General features: G+C 32.1%; 20 protein-coding genes. 7 read left to right on the top strand and 13 right to left on the bottom strand.

What is annotated here, in order from left to right; all coding sequences use genetic code 11:
* Window positions 1-7 precede the first annotated feature (7 nt).
* On the bottom strand, window positions 8-514 hold the full coding sequence (locus IEV77_RS13925) for a DUF3124 domain-containing protein (protein ID WP_188465851.1): 507 nt from the start codon (window positions 512-514) through the stop codon (window positions 8-10).
* A 117-nt stretch (window positions 515-631) separates the two neighbouring features.
* Between IEV77_RS13925 and ctlX the strand changes: the two genes are divergently transcribed.
* Complete coding sequence (ctlX, locus tag IEV77_RS13920) at window positions 632-1,564, top strand: citrulline utilization hydrolase CtlX (RefSeq protein WP_188465849.1); 933 nt, start codon at window positions 632-634, stop codon at window positions 1,562-1,564.
* Here the strand turns inward: ctlX and IEV77_RS13915 are convergent.
* Window positions 1,561-3,621: a tetratricopeptide repeat-containing sensor histidine kinase gene (locus IEV77_RS13915; protein WP_188465847.1), complete on the bottom strand. Its 2,061-nt coding sequence runs from the start codon at window positions 3,619-3,621 to the stop codon at window positions 1,561-1,563. The two genes, ctlX and IEV77_RS13915, sit on opposite strands and share 4 nt — an antisense overlap.
* A gap of 439 nt (window positions 3,622-4,060) precedes the next feature.
* On the opposite strand from IEV77_RS13915, the gene argS reads away from it, so the two are divergent.
* Window positions 4,061-5,845, top strand: coding sequence for an arginine--tRNA ligase (gene argS, locus IEV77_RS13910; protein WP_188465845.1), 1,785 nt, complete (start codon window positions 4,061-4,063; stop codon window positions 5,843-5,845).
* A 30-nt stretch (window positions 5,846-5,875) separates the two neighbouring features.
* Here the strand turns inward: argS and IEV77_RS13905 are convergent, their stop codons facing one another.
* The 10 genes from IEV77_RS13905 to IEV77_RS13860 form a co-directional block, all read right to left on the bottom strand.
* Window positions 5,876-6,538, bottom strand: a complete 663-nt coding sequence (locus IEV77_RS13905; RefSeq protein ID WP_188465843.1) for a hypothetical protein — start codon at window positions 6,536-6,538, stop codon at window positions 5,876-5,878.
* A 78-nt stretch (window positions 6,539-6,616) separates the two neighbouring features.
* Window positions 6,617-7,072: a tRNA (cytidine(34)-2'-O)-methyltransferase gene (locus IEV77_RS13900; RefSeq protein ID WP_188465841.1), complete on the bottom strand. Its 456-nt coding sequence runs from the start codon at window positions 7,070-7,072 to the stop codon at window positions 6,617-6,619.
* Window positions 7,062-7,286 carry a hypothetical protein gene (locus IEV77_RS13895; protein WP_188465839.1) on the bottom strand — a complete coding sequence of 75 codons (225 nt, stop codon included), beginning with the start codon at window positions 7,284-7,286 and terminating at the stop codon, window positions 7,062-7,064. Before IEV77_RS13895 ends, IEV77_RS13900 begins: the two co-directional genes overlap by 11 nt.
* A gap of 2 nt (window positions 7,287-7,288) precedes the next feature.
* Window positions 7,289-8,053 (bottom strand): tryptophan synthase subunit alpha, encoded by a 765-nt coding sequence (gene trpA / locus IEV77_RS13890; protein ID WP_188465837.1) that lies wholly within the window; start codon window positions 8,051-8,053, stop codon window positions 7,289-7,291.
* A 2-nt stretch (window positions 8,054-8,055) separates the two neighbouring features.
* A complete protein-coding gene (gene trpB, locus IEV77_RS13885; RefSeq protein WP_188465835.1) occupies window positions 8,056-9,237 on the bottom strand; it encodes a tryptophan synthase subunit beta in 1,182 nt (393 codons plus the stop codon).
* Between the two features lie 77 nt (window positions 9,238-9,314).
* Window positions 9,315-9,935, bottom strand: a complete 621-nt coding sequence (locus IEV77_RS13880) for a phosphoribosylanthranilate isomerase (RefSeq protein ID WP_188465833.1) — start codon at window positions 9,933-9,935, stop codon at window positions 9,315-9,317.
* Window positions 9,932-10,717: an indole-3-glycerol phosphate synthase TrpC gene (gene trpC / locus IEV77_RS13875; RefSeq protein WP_188465832.1), complete on the bottom strand. Its 786-nt coding sequence runs from the start codon at window positions 10,715-10,717 to the stop codon at window positions 9,932-9,934. Before trpC ends, IEV77_RS13880 begins: the two co-directional genes overlap by 4 nt.
* 30 nt (window positions 10,718-10,747) lie before the next feature.
* Entirely contained in the window at window positions 10,748-11,743 is a 996-nt protein-coding gene (gene trpD, locus IEV77_RS13870; protein ID WP_188465830.1) for an anthranilate phosphoribosyltransferase, read from the bottom strand.
* Window positions 11,744-11,846: 103 nt separating this feature from the next.
* Complete coding sequence (locus IEV77_RS13865) at window positions 11,847-12,413, bottom strand: anthranilate synthase component II (protein WP_188465829.1); 567 nt, start codon at window positions 12,411-12,413, stop codon at window positions 11,847-11,849.
* Between the two features lie 134 nt (window positions 12,414-12,547).
* Complete coding sequence (locus IEV77_RS13860) at window positions 12,548-13,951, bottom strand: anthranilate synthase component I family protein (RefSeq protein ID WP_188465827.1); 1,404 nt, start codon at window positions 13,949-13,951, stop codon at window positions 12,548-12,550.
* 421 nt (window positions 13,952-14,372) lie between these two features.
* Here IEV77_RS13860 and IEV77_RS13855 point away from each other — a divergent pair, with 421 nt between their 5' ends.
* From IEV77_RS13855 to IEV77_RS13840, 4 genes are all read left to right on the top strand, one after another.
* Entirely contained in the window at window positions 14,373-14,891 is a 519-nt protein-coding gene (locus IEV77_RS13855; protein WP_188465825.1) for a TlpA disulfide reductase family protein, read from the top strand.
* Between the two features lie 5 nt (window positions 14,892-14,896).
* On the top strand, window positions 14,897-15,499 hold the full coding sequence (locus IEV77_RS13850; RefSeq protein ID WP_188465823.1) for a thioredoxin family protein: 603 nt from the start codon (window positions 14,897-14,899) through the stop codon (window positions 15,497-15,499).
* 89 nt (window positions 15,500-15,588) lie between these two features.
* Window positions 15,589-15,903, top strand: coding sequence for a rhodanese-like domain-containing protein (locus IEV77_RS13845; RefSeq protein ID WP_188465821.1), 315 nt, complete (start codon window positions 15,589-15,591; stop codon window positions 15,901-15,903).
* 34 nt (window positions 15,904-15,937) lie between these two features.
* Window positions 15,938-16,330 (top strand): rhodanese-like domain-containing protein, encoded by a 393-nt coding sequence (locus IEV77_RS13840; RefSeq protein WP_188465819.1) that lies wholly within the window; start codon window positions 15,938-15,940, stop codon window positions 16,328-16,330.
* Here the strand turns inward: IEV77_RS13840 and IEV77_RS13835 are convergent.
* Complete coding sequence (locus IEV77_RS13835; RefSeq protein WP_188465817.1) at window positions 16,322-17,206, bottom strand: hypothetical protein; 885 nt, start codon at window positions 17,204-17,206, stop codon at window positions 16,322-16,324. The genes IEV77_RS13840 and IEV77_RS13835 overlap by 9 nt on opposite strands.
* A gap of 351 nt (window positions 17,207-17,557) precedes the next feature.
* Between IEV77_RS13835 and IEV77_RS13830 the strand changes: the two genes are divergently transcribed.
* Entirely contained in the window at window positions 17,558-17,794 is a 237-nt protein-coding gene (locus IEV77_RS13830; RefSeq protein ID WP_188465815.1) for a hypothetical protein, read from the top strand.
* The last annotated feature ends 3 nt before the right edge of the window (window positions 17,795-17,797 follow it).

Raw genomic sequence — 17,797 nt, 5'->3', positions numbered from 1 at the left:
TAAATTATTATAACTTGATACCTTGGGTTGTAAAAGATATGCCCTGTTGCCCAGAAGTAGAAATCATAACAGCTTCAAAAAAGGGTTCATGATCGTTGTTGCTTAAAGCCCAGTCGAATACAAAATTAGCGCCAGAACCTCCATGATCATCTTTTTCATCAATAACAATTTCTATGGTTTCAAGGGGTTTAAGGGAAATAGGTTCGTCAAAATAAGTTCTAATTAAATCGCCTTTCGTGTTGTAATAATTTGCCTTAAATAGATAAATATTATGAAGCGTACTTACATTTCTCAGACTTACTGTCACCGTTAAATTGATAGTTCTATGTTCCGTAATGCTATATATTTCAGAATAAACGGATAAGTAACTTTGACCTTTTGCCAAACTGTCTATTTTAGGTAAGTTGACAGTACGATTTTTCCAGTTTACAGCGTTTATATTTGTAGGTTCCTTGGTTTCTTCACACGAAAAAAATAAAATACAGCACGAGAATATTAATAGAAAGTGTTTCATAAGTTCTAAGTATTAAATGGAAATGCAATTTAGTTTATTTATGTAACAATTTTTATTGCTTTACACAATTGCTTTCAGTTTTAAAAAAGTAATTTTGCATTTCTAAACACGGATTAAATGAATCAGACTACAAATACCATCTTAATGATTCGTCCTGTACATTTCAGGATGAATGAACAAACGGCTGTGAATAATTATTTCCAAGAAGATCTGGATTTAAAAAATGCTGAGATAAATGCCAAAGGCCAAGAGGAATTTGATGTTTTTGTAGAAAAATTACGAGCTGTAGGAGTTCAAGTTATTGTTGAAAATGATGATAAGACTTTAGATACTCCAGATTCTATTTTTCCAAATAATTGGGTGAGTTTTCACGAAAATGGCGATGTAGCTTTATATCCCATGTTTGCAGAAAACCGTAGAAAAGAACGTAGGGAAGAGGTTTTATTACGATTAGAAAAAGAAGGTTTCTCCATAGAGAATATTGTGGATTATACAGATGCTGAAGAAGAAGGTGTTTTTTTAGAAGGCACTGGAAGTTTGCTTTTAGATCGTGTAAATAGTAAAGCCTATTGTGCTTTATCTGCTCGAGCAGATGAAGATTTATTTATTGAATTCTGTGAGGACTTTGAATATACTCCAGTAGTTTTTACAGCCTACCAAACTGTTGAAGGAGCAAGAAAAGCTATTTATCATACCAATGTTATGATGACTTTGGCCGAAACTTTTGCTGTAATTTGTTTGGATTGTATCGACGATAAAAAAGAACGTAAAAATGTCTTAAGTCATTTAAAAGAAGATGGCAAGGAAGTTATTGCCATTACAGAAAAGCAAGTTGCTCATTTTGCTGGAAACATGTTGCAAGTTAGAGGTAAAAATGATAAAAGATATTTAATTATGAGTCAAGCGGCTTTCGATATCTTAACACCAGCTCAAATTCAAAAAATAGAGAAGCATAGCGAAATTTTATCTAGCTCTTTGGAGACTATTGAAACTTGTGGAGGAGGAAGTGCTCGTTGTATGATGGCAGAAGTGTTCTTGCCTAAAGACTAGTTTTCTGGATGAGATTTTGGTAGTTCCACATAAAAGGTGGTGCCTACATTCAAGTCACTTTCAACCCAGATTCTTCCATGATTAAGATCTACTAATTCTTTACATATAGTTAAACCTAAACCGGTTCCTTTTTCGTTTTGGGTTCCAATGGTTGTAAACGAAGAATTCTTAAATATTTTCTGTTGGTTTTCTTTAGAGATTCCAATTCCAGTGTCTGAAATACTAATTATTGATTTCCCGTTGCTTATCTGGTTTGCAATAGTAATGGTATCTCCTGGTTTGCTAAATTTTATAGCATTTGTAAGTAGATTTTGAATAATAATTTCTACCATACTTTTATCTGCGTAAACATAATCCCTTAAGGTTTTATCTCTTAAAATAATGCCTTTCTTTTCAAGTTTTTGCTCAAGTAAATTAGTCTTATCTTCAAATACTTCTTGTAAATCGAATAAACTTGGGCTTGGTTCTAAAGATTGCATTTGCGATTTAGACCAGTTTAATAAGTTGAATAATAATAAGGAAGCATTGTTAGCATTCTCACTTAATTCTGGTATTAAGGATTTAAATTCCTCCTGTGTTAATGAGCCCTCTTTTAGTAAATCTATAAACCCTTTAATGGACGTTAAAGAATCCTTTAAATCGTGAGACACTATAGAAAACAACTTGTCCTTAACTTTGTTTATCTCTTCTAAATGCTTGGTTTGTTCTAAAATTGCTTCATTTTGAATTTCAATACGTTTGTTTTTTTCTTCAAGCTCTCGGGTATATTGTAAACGACTATTCCTTTTTAAATATATTAGAACTAAAAAAGTAGAAAGAATGGCTATAGCTCCTAATAATGCATAAAAAATAATGCGTAATTTATCAAAATCTTCTTGAGTTTTATCCGTTCCAATTTTAATTTCAGATGCTGTTTTTTCTTCAGAAGTGTTATTTATTTCTAAATCACTTATAGTTATAGGTTCTTCAGCTTCAACAAATAATTTAGTTTCTTTTTTAGAAATTTCATTTTTAAGATTGTAATAATCCCTTTGCCAAATAAAAGCACGATCAAATCTCTTGTTGGTGGAGTCTAAGGTCTTTAAAAGATCATAATTTTTTAATTGTTCTTCTTTGTCGTCAGTAGAACTTGCAATATCTTTAGCTTCATACAATTGAATTTCGGCATATTTTAAAAAGTTTCTTTTTAAGTTTAGTTCCCCAAGATTGTTCAGTGAAACTAGAATACCATGAGAATTGTCTAATCTTCTGTTTAGTCTCAAGCCTTCAATTAAATATTGTAAAGCTTTATCATAGTCGTTAAATTGTAGATATTCACCTCCTAATTTAGGAAGGATTTCGCCTCTTAAAGAATCATTATCTACAGAAGTTAGTTTTAGAACTTTTTCGTAATAATCTATAGATTTTCTGTTTTCTTTTTGAAGAGAATATAACTCGGCTAACGTTTTTAAAACTTCAATGGAACCTTCGTTGTTGTTTATCTGCTTTTCTACATCCAAAGCTTTTACATAGTATTCTGTAGCTTTGTTAATATCGTTTATACTAAAATAGGCTTTTGCTAAACATTCATAGGCCGAACGTAATTCACTTTTTAAATTTCTTTTTTCAAATTCTTTTAAAGCTAAAAGTGAATATTGAAGTCCAATATTATAGTTACCTCTTTTAATTTCGTTTAAACCAATACTATTATTTACTCTTGCAATATTTAACGTATCGTTAATTTGAATAAATAATTCCTTGGACTTTATATAGTTATCTCTTGCATTAATATAGTCGTCTTTTAAGGCATAAATTAAGGCCTTGTAATAAGTCATTTCGGCTATACCATTTTGATAATTTAATTTTTGAGATAATTTTTCTGTTTGAGAAATGTACTTTAAAGCTTTATTATATTCTTGGTTATTGTAAAGGACTTTAACAAGTAATAAGGAGGTTTCTATTTTGGTGGTATCAGAATTTTGGAAAGCTAATTGTATAGTAAGACTATCCTGTTCCTTGGTTTGGGAAAAACCAATGAAAAAAATAAGACAAGTGATTAAAGAAAATAACTTCTTCATAATTAGTCTTACAGAAATAAACAAAAAGCTTTTTAACTTGTTGGAGTTAAGTCTTTTAGCTAGTATTTAGAGCCGTAATAGTTAGTTTTTATAGAGATCCCATAGCATTGGGACATTTAATAGCTTTACTTAACAAAAATTGTAAAAAGAGATCTAATACACTAATTTTTGCGTTTTAATACCAATAAATTAGTTGAAGTGGCACTTAAAAAAATGTTAAAAATTAGCCACATCGATGAAAGGCAAATAAGTAGGGAAAGATACACTTTGGTCGTTGAAATGCACCTTTGCGATTTTCTTAAAAAAGGATTTTAACTTTTTATATATAAAAACAAATAACAAAATGGATTCCTAATGGCGTTAAAGTAAGATAAGACTCCATTTAAGATTAAAACCTTTAATAAAAGTTTTATCTTTGCATCCTTAAAAGCACTAGAATATGGGTCTTCAAGACGTCTTATCAAAACATGTAGTTCAGGCTGTAAAAGCTATTTATAACCAAGATTTACCAACAGTAGAATTTCAGGCAACTAGGAAAGAATTTGCGGGAGATATTACTGTCGTTATTTTCCCAATGCTACGAGTAGTAAAAGGAAACCCTGTACAAATAGGTGAAGCTATAGGTCAATATTTAGTAGATCATGTTGATGAGGTTGTTGGCTTTAATGTTATAAAAGGCTTTTTAAATGTTGAAATAAGCGACCCTTATTATATACATTTTTTTAATGATATAAAATCGGACGCAAACTTTGGATTTGTAACTCCAAACCCAGAAGACAAAGCTGTTATGGTTGAATATTCTTCACCTAATACCAATAAACCGTTGCATTTAGGACATGTTAGAAATAACTTGTTGGGTTATAGTGTTGCTGAAATTATAAAAGCTTCAGGAAAGAAAGTTTACAAAACACAGATTATAAACGATAGAGGAATTCATATTTGTAAAAGTATGATAGCTTGGCAGTTATTTGGTAATGGTGAAACCCCAGAATCCACAGGTTTAAAAGGGGACAAATTAGTAGGAAACTACTATGTAAAGTTTGATCAAGAGTATAAAAAGGAAATTAAAAATTTAATTGCCGAAGGTCAGACAGAAGAAGATGCTAAGAAAAATGCACCTATTTTAAAAGCAGCTCAAGACATGCTTCTTAATTGGGAAGCGGGAGATAAAGAAACAGTTGCTCTTTGGGAGAAAATGAACCAATGGGTTTATAAAGGTTTTGATGTTACTTATAAGAGTTTAGGCGTTGATTTTGATAAACTTTATTATGAAAGTGAAACCTATTTATTAGGAAAAGAATTTGTTGCCGAAGGATTAAGTACTGGTGTTTTCTTCAAAAAAGAAGACGGTTCTGTTTGGTGCGATTTAACAGATGAAGGTTTAGACGAGAAAATTGTGTTGCGTAGTGATGGAACTGCCGTTTACATGACTCAGGATATTGGAACCGCTATACAACGTGTTAAAGATTATCCAGATGTTGGTGGCATGGTTTATACCGTTGGAAACGAGCAGGAATATCATTTTAAGGTTCTCTTTTTAATTATAAAGAAGTTAGGTTTCGAGTGGGCTAAAAACCTGTTCCATTTAAGCTATGGGATGGTTGATTTACCTTCTGGAAAAATGAAAAGTCGTGAAGGCACGGTTGTAGATGCCGACGATTTAATAGAAGAAATGGCATCAACAGCAGGTGAGATTTCCGAAGAATTAGGAAAACTAGATGGGTATTCAGAAGCTGAGAAACAAGACCTATATCAGGTTATTGGTTTAGGAGCTTTAAAATATTACATTCTAAAAGTGGATCCTAGAAAGCGTATTTTGTTTGATCCAAAGGAGTCTATAGATTTTCAAGGAAATACAGGTCCGTTTATTCAATATACCTATGCTAGAATTCAATCTATATTAAGAAAGGCAGATGTTGATTTTAATGCAACACTTGATGTTAGTGAGGTTTCCTTAAATGAAAAGGAAAAAGAACTGATTAAGCAGATTCAGCTTTTCGCAGACGTCATTCAAAGTGCCGCGGAAAACCATAGTCCGGCATTAATTGCTAATTATACTTATGATTTAGTTAAGGAATTTAATTCCTTTTACCAGAATGTATCCATTTTAGGTGCAGATTCTGATATCGAAAAACAATTTAGAGTGCAATTGTCCAATGTTGTGGCAAACATCATTAAAAACGCTTTTAATTTACTAGGTATTACTGTTCCTGAGCGTATGTAGTTTGTGATAGATTAAATGCGAAGGATTGATTTAATACTCGTTTTCATCTTCAAATTCAATAATGGTTACATCAAATTCAGCTTCAGTAAATTCATCCTTGCTCATCCAATAATCAGATGTGGTAAGCATATAGGTGTTTTCACCTTTAGAAGTTAAATCCCAGATAATGCTTTCGGCTTCATCAAAAGCTTCTTTTCCGGCAAGTTGATTGGAGAATAAACGTTTTATAACATTGTTATTGGCAAGCGTCGCGTTAAAAGCTTTTAAAACATTTTCCTTTGTAATCTCTTTATTTGGTGTTATTTCAAATTCAATTAATGTGGCCTTAGCATTTGGAAACGTTCCATTGTAGGCTTTATGAAGTAATTGATTGATATTATATAATTCATGATGCAAGGAAATATCAGCATATTCCTCAGAAATCTTGTCAAGAAGCATTTCATGAGAAATTTGCTCTATTTGATTTTCGTTTAAATGGTCTGACAATTTATAATCTAAAATAATTGTGGCAGCTTCTTCTGGCTCAAAATCTGAAATAGCCATAAATAGTAGCTCTAATAATTCTTCAGGTTTAGAATCTTTTGCATCTTCAAACCCGAATTTATCAAGCAATTGAATATAATCTGTATTTGACCAAGCATCTTTTAATTCTTCAACAGATTTTACACTATTGATAATAACGTGATATTTCATAGGTTTCAAATTATATTAAGGAATTACTATAACTACTAAGCTAAATAAATTTACTTGGTACAACAAAGATATTTTAGACTATTTTCGAATAGCTTTAAGACCTTCGTAAACAACGATACCTACCGCATTTGCAAGGTTTAAACTCCTTACATGTTCACTAAACAAAGGAATTTTAAAAAGGTGTTCTGAATGGTTTTCAAGAATCGATTTTGGAAGTCCAACAGATTCTTTTCCAAAAACTAAAAACATGTCATCTTCAAATTTAATATCCCAATGATTTTTTGTGCCATGGCTAGATAAAAATACCATTTTAGCATTTTTGTTTATCTGGAAGAATTCTTCGATATTTTCATAATAATGAACATTTAGATGCTTCCAGTAATCTAATCCAGCTCGCTTTAAACGGGAATCGCTAATCTCGAAACCAAAAGGTTTTACCAAATGTAAATTAGATCCTGAAGCTAAGGCTAAACGACCGATATTTCCAGTGTTATTAGGTATTTCGGGTTCTATAAGTACAATATTAAGCGCCATGTTTTGAAAATAATTTTATAATAATTAATCTTAAGAGTAATACAAACGGAAAACCATGTAAAATAACATCGAACCAATCCATAAACTGCATTCCAGTAGCGCCGCCTAAAATCCATTTTAGTTTACCAAGAATATGTGGTTCTGGTAAAAAAGGAGCCAAGCCTAATGTTAAACATAGTAATATGATAAGTTTCCAGTTGTTAAGTGTTTTCATCCTTACTTAAGTATAGATTTAACAAAACTATTAATTTTTGTGACACCTTCCTTTGTTAAATGCTTAATAAAAGCAGAACCTATAATGGCACCTTTTGAAAACTGAGTAGCTTGTAAAAATGTTTTATTATCTGAAATACCAAACCCAATAATTTGTGGATTTTTAAGATTCATATCCGCAATACGTTTAAAATAGTTGGTTTGCTCATCTCCAAATCCTGACTGACTTCCCGTAACACTGGCACTACTTACCATATAGATAAATCCGTTAGAAATAGAATCTATAAAACGAATGCGCTCTACAGAAGTCTGGGGTGTTATTAAAAACACATTAATTAGTCCATGCTTTTCGAATGTAGCTTTATATTTTTCATTGTAAACATCTACTGGTAAATCTGGAATAATGAGTCCGTCGATACCAATTTCTTCACATTTTTTACAAAATGCTTCCACGCCATATTGCAAAATAGGATTAAAATAACCCATAATAATTAGAGGAATATTGACTGATTCTCTAATATCTTTTAATTGCTTGAAAAGAACTTCGGTGGTCATGCCGTTTTTTAAAGCTTGTGTGGAACTAGCTTGAATGGTTGGACCATCGGCAAGAGGATCGCTAAATGGAAGTCCGATTTCTATCATGTCCACACCAGATTTTTCAAGATTTTGGATGATATTGACAGTATCATCAGTTTTCGGGTAGCCAGCAGTAAAGTAAATAGATAGTATTTTTTTACTTTCTTGTATTTTTTTATTTATTCTATTCATAATTATAGGTTAAAATAATTAATATAGGTTTCTAAATCCTTATCACCACGACCAGATAAACTTAATACTACAACATCTTCAGGTAGAAACGTTTTTTGCTCAAAAACGGCCAAGGCATGGGAGCTTTCAATAGCCGGAATAATACCTTCTAACTGGCATAATTCTAGACCTGCTTTCATAGCTTGATCATCTGTAATAGAGATGAATTGGGCGCGTCCAGATTTGTATAAATGGGCATGCATGGGGCCAACACCTGGATAATCTAAACCAGCAGAAATAGAGTAGGGCTCTGTTATTTGTCCATCAGGAGTTTGCATTAACAAAGTTTTACTCCCGTGAATAATGCCTTCTTTTCCTAAAACAGATGTTGCTGCACTTTCACCAGAGTGAATGCCTTTTCCAGCCGCTTCAACCGCAATTAGCTTGATATTTGTGTCTTCCAAGAAATGATAATATGCACCTGCCGCATTACTGCCTCCGCCAACACATGCTACAACATAATCTGGTTTTGTTTTTCCTTCGTGTTCTTGTAATTGCCATTGAATTTCTTCGGAAACTACAGCTTGAAAACGAGCTACCATATCTGGATATGGATGAGGTCCAACAACGGATCCAATAATATAATGTGTGTCAACGGGATTATTAATCCAATCGCGAATAGCCTCGTTCGTTGCATCTTTTAAAGTACGACTCCCTGATAAAGCAGGAACGACTGTTGCTCCAAGCATTTTCATTCTAGCGACATTTGGTGCTTGTCTTGCAATATCAATTTCACCCATATAAACAATGCATTCCAAACCCATTAACGCGCAAACAGTTGCAGTGGCTACACCATGTTGCCCGGCACCAGTTTCAGCAATAATCCGATGCTTACCTAAGCGCTTTGCCATTAGAATCTGACCAATCGTATTGTTTATTTTGTGTGCTCCAGTGTGGTTTAGATCTTCACGCTTTAAATAAATTTTTGTGTTGAATTTTTCTGAAAGACGTTTTGCAAAATATAGAGGAGACGGACGACCAACATAATCTTTTAAAAGCTGATTGAATTCTTTCTGAAACTCAGGTTCGGCCATTATTTTTAAATAATTTTCCCGAAGCTCTTCCACATTGGGATAAAGCATTTCTGGAATATAAGCTCCTCCAAATTCGCCGTAATATCCTTTTTCGTTGATGTTGTAAGTCATTTTATTTTTTTTTGTTATTCAGAATATTCCGATGATAATCGGAGTTGAAGAATCTCATAAGAGATGCTTCGACAAGCTCAGCATGACAGGTTGTTTTTAAATTCTTTTAATTTTTCTAAATCCTTTAATCCAGGTTCCATTTCAAACTGACTGTTTACATCAATGGCATAACAGTATTTTGACGCTTCACTTTCAGAAAAACGATTTAAATTTTCAATTTGGTTTATCCCAATGCCTCCGCTTAAAAAATAAGGTTTAGTCGATGGGTAATTTTCTAAAACAGACCAATCGAATGTGTATCCATTTCCTCCTGGTAATTTTCCTTTGGTGTCGAATAAAAAGTAATCGCAAACTGATTCATAAGGAGCTAATACCGAAAAATCGAAGGTGTCTTTTATAGAAAACACTTTTACAATTTTGGCTTTTGTTGATTGTAACAACCTACAATCTTCTGGCGATTCATGACCATGTAATTGGATAACAGATAAGTTGTGTTTTTTCATTTGGTTGTATATGAATTCTACTTTTTCATCTACAAAAACACCCACTTTTTGAATTTGCTCTGGAAGAGCAGGAATTACATTATCAAAGTCTCTAAGGGATTCATTATGAAAAATAAAACCAAGATAATCAGGTTGCAAACTTGCAATTTCTGTAATGTTTTCGGGATATTTCATCCCACAGATTTTTAGTTTCATTTTTCTAATGTTTTAATGAATTTTTGGGCACTTTCTCCAGGATTTTCAGTTTTCATAAAGTTTTCTCCAATTAGGAATCCTTTGTAACCATAAGGCTGTAGTTCTTTAATCGACTCGATGGAACTAATTCCACTTTCAGAAATTTTTATAAACTCATCTGGAATGAGGTTGCTTAATTGTTTACTGTTTTCTATGCTTACTTCAAAGGTTTTTAAGTTTCTGTTGTTAACTCCAATCATATCTAAAGTAGGCATGATGGCCTTCTGCAATTCGGCTTCGTTATGAACTTCTAGAAGAACTTCTAAATTTAAGCTTTTTGCTAGTTCAGAAAATTGCTTGATTTCAGCTTTTGTTAAAATAGAAGCGATTAATAAGATAACATCTGCTCCAAAAGCTTTGGCTTCAATAATTTGAAATTCGTTTATAATAAAGTCTTTTCTAAGGATGGGTAAATTGCAACTTTGTCTTGCCGTTATCAAATCGTCCAAGGTGCCACCAAAATAAATTTCGTCTGTTAAAACCGACATACCACAAACGCCAGCATGTTCGTAACCTATGGCTACATCTTCAACCATAGATGTGTTGTTTATGATTGATTTTGAAGGAGAACACCTTTTGAATTCTGCAATAATACCAGAAGAACTCTTTTTTAAATTATGAGTTAACGAAATTGTTTTTCTGTCAAAAAACGGAATTTGTTCCAGCATATCTGTAGTAATTATCTCTTTTTTTGAAATAACTTCTTTACGTTTGTCGGCTACTATTTTATCTAAAATATTCATATTTACTATCTGCTAAAGTGGAAATAATTTTTATCTAATACTAAGGTTTACCAATGTTTTAAAGCTATGTAAGGCATTGCCTTCGATTAACGATTTTTTTGCCATTTCGAAACTTTCAGCCACAGATTTTTCTGTAACCGTTGCAATGGCCATAGCGGCGTTGGCACAAACCACATGATTTTGAGCATCGGTACCTTGACCTTCTAAAATTTGTGTAAATATTTTAGCTGAAGTTGCTATGGAATTGCCACCATAAATATTTTCCTGATTTAAAATATCTAATCCAAAATCTTCAGGATTTATAATGTATTCCGATTTTTTTTGAATCACTTTTGTTGGACCTGTTAGCGAAATTTCGTCATAACCATCTAAAGCATGAAGAATGGTGTAGTTGATATCGGTAGTTTGATATAAATAGCCATACATACGAAGTAACTCCAAATTAAAAACTCCAACCATTTGATGTTTTGGAAACGATGGATTTACCATGGGACCCAACATATTAAAAAAGGTTTTTACACCCAGTTCTCGTCTTATAGGAGCCACATGTTTCATGGCTGGATGAAATAATGGCGCGTGTAATACACAAATTCCAGCTTCGTCTAAACTGCGCTTTAAAAAGTCTGTATCTGAAGTAAATTTTACTCCTAAATATTCCATGACATTTGAAGAGCCACAGGCAGAAGATACACCATAATTTCCGTGTTTGGTAACATTTAATCCAGCTCCAGCGGTTATAAAAGAAGCTAATGTTGAAATGTTAAAAGTGTCTTTTCCATCTCCTCCTGTTCCACATAAATCAATAGCCTTGTAATCTTTTAAATCTACTGGGATGCATAATTCTAAAAGGGCATCTCGAAATCCTGAAAGTTCTTCTATAGTGATACTTCGCATCATAAAAACAGTTAAGAAAGATGCAATTTGGCTTTGGTTATAATCTCCTTTCGAAATGTTTACCAAAACTTTTTTTGCTTCTTCGCTAGAGATGCTTTCTTGGTTGATGAGTTTGTTTAAAATTTGTTTCATTCCTATCCCTAACCCTTTCCAAAGGAAAGGGGATTTTTATGTTAAATAATTATATATTTTTTATTCATTCGAGTAAATACTGTAAACTGTGACTGAATACTGCTCACTGATTCACCCAGTTTTCCAAGATTTTTTTACCATTTGGTGTTAAAACAGATTCTGGATGGTATTGAACACCTTTTACATCATAAACTTTATGTCTTAAGGACATGACTTGTCCGTTTTCATCAAAGGATGTAGCTTCAAGTTCATTGGGTAAATTGGCATCTACCACCCAGGAATGATATCTACCTACATCAAAAGTTTTGTCTAAACCATCAAAAAGCGTTTCATCTTGAACGCAGGTAGTAACTTTGGTTGCAACCCCATGAAATACGGAATCTAAATTAATGAGCTTTCCACCAAAGACTTCCGCTATGGCTTGCTGCCCTAAGCAAACACCTAAGATGCTTTTTGTTGATGCATATTTTGCAATAATAGGTTTGAGTAAACCGGCTTCATCAGGGATTCCAGGTCCGGGAGATAAGAGGATTTTATCGAAAGCTTCCACATCATCTATATGTAATTGATCGTTTCTTCTTACGGTTACTTTACAACCCAAGTCTTCCAAATAATGAACCAGGTTGTATGTAAAACTGTCGTAATTATCTATAACTAATATATTTTTCATGTTTATTTCCCACGTAAGTGGGAATCTTTTTGTTAATATTTAATAGTTTGAATAAATATCTGACCTTTGAAATTTGTTAATCTTCAAATTTAAAATGTTTATTTCATTCATGAGATTCCTGCCTTCGCAGGAATTTATATATCCTCTGCCAATTCAATAGCTTTTGTTAAGGCACCTAATTTATTATATACTTCTTGTAATTCGTCTTCCGGATTTGATTTGGAAACCAAACCTGCTCCAGCTTGCCAATGTAATTGATGATTTTTACTCAAAAAAGTTCTTATCATAATCGCATGATTAAAGTTTCCTTCGAAATCCATAAAGCCAATGGCTCCACCATAGAAACCACGACTTGTTTTTTCGTAAGCTTCAATAAGTTGCATTGCTTTGTGTTTAGGCGCACCACTTAATGTTCCTGCAGGAAAAGTGTCTGCAACCATTTGCATGGTTTTGGTGTCTTTATGTTTGGTTCCTGTAACCTTACTTACTAAATGGATGACATGAGAAAAGAATTGCACTTCCCTATATTTTTCTACAAGTACCTCGCTGCCATTTCTGCTTAAATCGTTTCTGGCTAAATCTACCAACATCACGTGTTCAGCATTTTCTTTTTCGTCTAAAGCTAATTTTTTTGCTAGTTCAGCATCTTTTTCGTCATCTCCACTGCGTTTAAAAGTCCCTGCAATAGGATGAATTTCAGCTTTATCTTTATTAATTATTAGTTGGGCTTCAGGAGAACTTCCAAAGATTTTAAAATCGCCATAATCGAAATAAAATAAGTATGGAGACGGGTTGATACTTCGTAAAGCACGATATACATTAAACTCATCTCCTTTAAAATCTTGAGAGAATTTTTTTGAAAGCACTAACTGGAATACGTCACCACGAGCGCAATGTTTTTTTGCTAATTCAACTTGGTCTTTATATTCATTATCTGTAAGATTGGAAGTTGTTTCTCCTTGGGTAGAAAAATTAAAGGCTGTAAAGTTTTTCGATTTTATCAGTTGAAGGATTTCATCAATATTATTTTCAGCATTAAAACAATGTGCAAAAACATAAGCTTCATTTTTAAAATGATTGATTGCTATGATGTTTTGATACACCGCGTAATAAATATCCGGAATATTTAAATGATCTTCCTTTTTTGAGATTTCTATATCCTCAAAATAACGTACGGCATCGTAGGCAATATATCCAAAAATACCATTGTTTATAAATTTAAATTGGTCGTCAGCCTGTACTTTAAATCGTTTAGTGAATTTATGTATGACTTCTGTAACACGCGTTTCCTTGTTGATGTTATTTGTAAAAACAGAGCCATCAGGAAATGTTTGGGTAATAATTTCATCCTTCACTTTAATAGACGCTATTGGATTGCAGCAGATGTAAGAAAAACTGTTGTCGTTTCCACGATAGTCGCTACTTTCCAAAAGAATACTATTTGGAAATTTATCGCGTATTTTTAGATAAATGCTTACAGGGGTCATCGTGTCTGCAAGAATTTTTTTATGATGTGTATAGAGACTAAATGTTTTCATATGTATTCTTTTGTCATTTCCACGAAGGTGGAAAGCTACTTGAAACGGTTATTATTAAAACGACAAAAGGCTTGTCGTGATTGACAAGCCTTTATATATTGAGTTTTAAATATACGATAGGATTACTTCACGAATGTAAGTTTCGAAAGTTCCACCACCAAGTATGATTTAAAATTGTGTTCATTTTTGTTTTTAATATGTGTCAAATATAAGAATGAAATTTAGCTTTCCCAATTATTTAGAATAATTTTAATAAAAATAATTTTCAAGATTTGATGTAAGGCCTTTAACTATAGCGATTTAGATAGGGTTGTAGTTGCTGTTGAATATTTATGAATTTTGTAATTTTTATTTGAAAGGTAACGGATTAATTTTTTGTTAAAGTTGCTACAAGTTCATTGCCGTTTTCTAATTTTATAAAATGAGAAAAGCTTTATATTTAGTGATTTTACTTATGTTTTCCTGTAATAATGATAATAAGGTTAAAGGTGACGAAGGTTTGGAAAAAGAAATTAATGCCGGAGAATTAAAAGTTTACGACTTTAAGGGTTTCGAAAAATATCTAAGTACTACAACGGATAAAATATATGTCGTGAATTTTTGGGCAACCTGGTGTGCTCCCTGTGTTAAGGAATTACCTTTTCTAGAAGAATTAAACAAAAATTACGCAAACCAGAACGTGGAAGTTATTTTGGTGAGTTTAGATTTTCCTAATGCTTACGAAACAAAGTTAAAACCATTTATTAAAAATAAGAAATTACAATCTAAAGTTGTAGCTTTGAATGATACAGATTCTAATACATGGATACCAAAAGTTTCTGAAGATTGGTCTGGAGCTATTCCAGCGACTTTAATATTCAATAAAGAAAAGCGTATGTTTTATGAACAATCTTTTACATATGCCGAGTTAGAAAACGAAATAAAACAATTTTTAAAATAAATAAGATGCACAAATTCAAAACATTCTTTTCCGTAATTGCTATAGTTATTACCTCAAGTATTATGGCACAAAGTGGTTATAAAGTGGGAGATATCGCTACAGATTTTAAATTAGAAAACGTAGATGGAACCATGGTTTCCTTGTCGGATTATAATCAGGCAAAAGGCTATATTGTTATCTTTACTTGTAATACATGTCCTTTTTCTGTGGCTTATGAAGATAGAATTGTCGCTTTAAATAATATGTTTGAAGCTCAAGGTTATCCAGTAATAGCCATTATGCCAAATAACCCAACAGCAAGTCCTGGAGATAGCATGGAAGCTATGAAGGCAAGGTCGAAGGCTAAAGGGTTTACCTTTCCATATGTCATGGATAAAAATCAAGAGATCTATCCAAAATATGGGGCTTCTAAAACGCCACATGTCTATGTGTTGCAAAAAACAAAAAAAGGGAATCAGGTAAAATATATTGGAGCCATAGATGATAATTACCAAGACGCAGAAGCTGCTAACCAAAAATATGTTGAAGATGCAGTTAATGCCTTATTGGAAGGGAAGCCAGTTTTAGAAACACATACTAGAGCAATAGGTTGTACGATAAAAGTTTAAATTAATAAAAAAACCGAAGTTATTACTTCGGTTTTTTTTAGCTCTTAATTTATTTAGAAACAGTATTTTTGCACAAACAATAATTTGACATGGCAGATTTAAACCAAGAACAATGGCAAGAGCAATTATCTAAAGATGATAATGCTTTAATTTTAGATGTACGTACTGAAGATGAAGTAGCAGAAGGTTATATTAAAAAGGCAAAACATATTGATATTTATCTTGGACAGGAATTTGTAGAGCAAATACAAGCTTTAGATAAGAGTAAAAATTATTATGTGTATTGTCGTTCTGGAGGAAGAAGTGCACAAGCTTGTGCTATTATGAATGAGCTTGGTTTTCCTAATGCTTATAATTTATTAGGTGGATTTAATGAATGGCAAGGTACGGTCGAAAACGAATAAGTTTATTCTCTAATTCAAAATAAAAATTTTAATAATGAAACGTTTCATATTCAGTATTCTTTTATTAGTTGTAGTTCTTGGATGTAAAGATCCTGGAAACAAAAACATTACGGTTGTAACAGCCGAAGAAATGCAGGCTATTTTGGATCTTGACGAGGTGCAACTCGTAGACGTTAGGACTCCTGAAGAATATTCAGCGGGTTTTATAAAAAGTGCTCAAAACATCGACTTTTTGTCGGATACCTTTGAAGAAGATATCTTAAAATTGGATAAATCCAAGCCAGTAATTTTATATTGTCAATCTGGTGGTAGAAGTGCTAAATGTTCAAAAAAACTTGTTGAAGCAGGTTTTATAAAAGTCTATGATTTACAAGGAGGTATTACTCAATGGAAACACAAGGGTTTGAAAATTGAAGGTTTACAATAAATGCTTGTTTAGAAATTTGTTAAATAACTCATCGTTACTTTCATACAATCTTGGTGGAGCAAGGCTTTTAATTTCTTTCTGAAGTTCTTTATCTTCCCAAACAATATACACGCCTAATATGGTATTCAAATCGTAACTGTCGCTTCTTGATACATAAGAAGCGTAATAATATTTGCTATTTATATTTTTTAGAAAATTAAAAACTTCTGAAGCCAATATCAAAAAATTCTCATTACAATCACTGTTTAAATCGTACATATAGAACACAGGAGTTTTTTGTTTTTTGTAGTCTATTAAATCATCGACAGTAATTTCTTCTTCAGTAAATGTTCTATTTCTAATTTTATTATAAAGTCTTTTAGAAATTGGTAAAAACACACAATGTCCTGAATAATACCCAGAGGTATCAAAAGTAATTTTGTTTAGTTCCGGTAGTAATTCTACTGCTTTTAAAATTAATTCTTTTGAAATAGGTTTTAGGATATGTGGCTGAATTAATGTCCCTCTAATAATATCATTCAAATCTGAATCGTACTTAATGGTCCTAGCTCTATCAAAAGTTTCTTTTAAATCTAAAATCCAATTTGGGTCGGGCAATTCCTTAGAAATAGAACTTAAGGAATATCGTCTTACATTAAAATCGTAAAAGGTTGGGATTGAAACAGGGGCATTTAGGTTTCTAATTACTTGATATGGGATAAACGTTATATCCACCATCGCCTCTTCCTTATCAGGTTTTAGTAAGGTTGCATTTTTTTCCCATCGTATTATTGTTCTAATGTCTACATCAAATTTTGAAGCCAATTCACCTTGAGACATAGAATTGAAATTTCTAAAATCTATTAGCAAAGCACCTAAAGATGTGTATTTCTTCATTTTTAATTCGGGTTATTTTGTAAGTAAAAGTAACTTTTTTTATTTACATGACACAGAACGTCATACCATTCCTGATTGATAGACTCTACTTTTGCCTTAATAATGAATTTGTATGAATAATAAAGTTAACAAAATATATTTTGCAAGAATTCATAAAACTTCACTAACAGAAAAAATTTTTGTTAAAAAAACCATGAATCTAGTAGTTGGAAATAACACTAAAAGTACGGGGTCAATTGAAAAAGGCATTGAATATTTAGAGGACCTAAATAATTTAATTCTTAGTCACAAAATTCAACTCTGGCATATTAGAAATAATTCTATAATGAAAACGATTAAAGATATTAATATATGATTCAATCCAAAATCATATTTCTTGAACAGGAATTAAATAAAGACCCATTGAAAAATGGGGACATATTAGAATCTGTAAGAAGTTTAAATAAACTTTTAAACCAAATAGATTTTAATGCTGAATTTGTACCTGTAGAAAACATTAAAAGACTTCACAATCTTTTTGAGTCTTTAAAAGAGGAGGCCTTAACAAAACAGGAAAAGGCTGTAATTAAAAAATTATCAAAATTTTAAAAT

This window comes from Xanthomarina arctica (assembly GCF_014638915.1).
Taxonomy (GTDB): Bacteria; Bacteroidota; Bacteroidia; order Flavobacteriales; family Flavobacteriaceae; genus Xanthomarina; species Xanthomarina arctica.
Note: the sequence above shows the minus strand (reverse complement) of the source record. Positions and strands in the feature narration are given on the sequence as shown.